The organism is Priestia sp. P5_B4 (genome assembly GCF_056400385.1).
This window is the reverse complement of record NZ_JBFULJ010000813.1, coordinates 1-1738: the sequence shown is the minus strand read 5'-3', so window position 1 is coordinate 1738 and position 1738 is coordinate 1. Positions and strand designations below refer to the sequence as shown.

The window sequence follows — 1738 nt, the reverse complement described above, 5'->3', positions numbered from 1 at the left end:
GCCAAGTTCCTTCTCTTCAGCAAGCTGCTTTAATTCTTTTAAATCTTCTTCTGAAAAGCCAGTTGTTCCTACAACAGGTCTTACTCCATATGTTAGGGCTGTTTTAGTATGAACGCGTCCAATTTCAGGTGTTGTCAAGTCAACTAAAACATCTGCCTTAACGTCTTGAAAACATTTCTCAATATCCGTGTAGATTGGTGCTTGTACATTTGGCATTCCTTCAATATCACTTATGTATTTTCCTTCATTGATACGATCTACCGCTGCTACTAATTCAAAATGCTCTGTTTCTTCTATTAATAATACAGCTTCTTTTCCCATACGACCTCTTGGTCCTGCAAGTACAATTCGAATTTTGTCCATTCTTTTTCTCTCCTTAGTCTTCTTTTTTCGTCCAGCGATCTTTGTCACGCGTATTAAATTTATTCATAACGCGATCATGCGCTTCTTGTAAATCGATATTTAATGAATTTGCAAAGCAAATTAATACAAATAAAATGTCGCCCATTTCTTCTTCGACCGTACGTTCTGCTTCAGTCGTTTTCTTCGGCTTTTCACCATAATAGTGGTTAATTTCGCGCGATAATTCGCCCACTTCTTCCGACATGCGCGCAAGCATAGCAAGAGGACTAAAATATCCTTCTTTAAATTGGCTAATATATGCATCAACTTCTTGCTGCATTTGCTCCATCGTTTTTTTTGACATCTTTTTATTTCACCTCTTTTAGAAGTACACTCAGCTTACTATTATAACATCTTTACTTCAAATTATTTAGTGTAATTACTTCTTCTTACCAAGCCTTTATCAGATGCTCTTTCACAATATTCCTCACGTTTCCCTTAATTCTCAAAAATCTGTCTATATTTTACGAATTGAGGATACTACTAATACATAGCACTAGAAGAAACATCATCACTTTTTACTATTTTCAAAAATCTTTTCGATAGTTATTTACGAAATGAAATATATTCCTTTATGATAAGGTAGTGCAAAAACGGTCATAGGAGGTTTGTAAGTATGAAAGGTCTCAGATTAAAAAATATTATTTTTATACTGCTTGGTGCTGCCATATTTGCGTTTGGACTTGTTAATTTTAACATGCAAAACAATTTAGCTGAAGGTGGATTCACAGGCATTACCCTGCTTTTATTTTTCTTATTTAACATTGATCCCTCTTATTCTAATTTAGTGTTAAATATTCCTTTGTTTTTTGTAGGGTGGAAACTATTAGGGAGAACAGCATTTATTTATACCATGCTCGGAGTCGTTAGCTTATCGCTATTTTTATGGATATTCCAGCGCTTCCCAGTGAATATGCCCCTGCGTCATGATATGACTCTAGCAGCTCTTTTTGCCGGTGTTTTTATTGGAGTGGGTCTTGGCATTATTTTCAGGTTTGGAGGAACAACAGGAGGAGTCGATATCATCGCACGTGTTGTTCAAAAATATATCGGGTGGAATATGGGGAAAACGATGTTTCTTTTTGACTTTATTGTGATTAGTGCGTCTCTCATTTATTTATCTTACCGAGAAGCTATGTACACACTTGTTGCAGTCTTTGTCGCTGCACGGGTTATTGACTTTATGCAAGACGGCGCGTATGCCGCAAAAGGAGCAACGATCATTTCAAATCATAACGAAGCCATATCGGATAAAATTATGAAAGAAATGGATCGAGGCGTGACGATTTTAAAAGGACAAGGTTCTTTTTCTAAGCAAGATACCAACGTGCTATAC

2 protein-coding genes and 1 pseudogene are annotated in these 1738 nt (G+C 36.2%); 1 reads left to right on the top strand and 2 read right to left on the bottom strand.

Features of this window, described 5'->3' with window-relative positions:
• Positions 1 to 363, bottom strand: a pseudogene (locus tag AC1DRF_RS26250) (4-hydroxy-tetrahydrodipicolinate reductase); the annotation flags it as partial.
• A 13-nt stretch (positions 364 to 376) separates the two neighbouring features.
• Complete coding sequence (locus AC1DRF_RS26245) at positions 377 to 706, bottom strand: nucleotide pyrophosphohydrolase (RefSeq protein WP_013056090.1); 330 nt, start codon at positions 704 to 706, stop codon at positions 377 to 379.
• A 312-nt stretch (positions 707 to 1018) separates the two neighbouring features.
• Here AC1DRF_RS26245 and AC1DRF_RS26240 point away from each other — a divergent pair.
• On the top strand, positions 1019 to 1738 hold a 720-nt coding region (locus AC1DRF_RS26240; RefSeq protein WP_477742108.1), incomplete at its 3' end, for a YitT family protein.

Excerpts from the sequence above, each read along its gene's own strand:
- AC1DRF_RS26245 (WP_013056090.1), bottom strand. The coding sequence starts at position 706 with ATGTCAAAAAAAACGATGGAGCAAATGCAGCAAGAAGTTGATGCATAT.